The organism is Streptomyces sp. NRRL B-24572 (genome assembly GCF_002156145.1).
GTDB lineage: Bacteria > Actinomycetota > Actinomycetes > Streptomycetales > Streptomycetaceae > Streptomyces > Streptomyces vietnamensis.
Genome location: NZ_MWIG01000999.1, coordinates 3,055 through 3,254, shown reverse-complemented (window position 1 = coordinate 3,254; position 200 = coordinate 3,055). Strand labels below are relative to the sequence as shown.

At 79.5% G+C, this 200-nt stretch carries 1 pseudogene; it reads left to right on the top strand.

What is annotated here, in order from left to right:
• Nucleotides 1-200 (top strand): annotated as a pseudogene (gabD2, locus tag CCN56_RS45360) (succinic semialdehyde dehydrogenase); the annotation flags it as partial.

Sequence of the window (200 nt, the reverse complement as noted above, 5' to 3'; positions counted from 1 at the left end):
CCCCCGCCGGCGCGACCAACCCGGTCGCGCCCGCGCCCGCCGGCGCGCGGACGGCCGCCGACGTCGTGACGCCCGAGCTGGTCGCCCGGCTCACGCGCGGAGTCGTCGGCTCCGGCCGGACCGCCAACCACACCCCCTTCACCGGGGAGAAGCTGGCGGACCTGCCCGAGTCCACCCCCGAGGACGTCGCCGAGGCCTTC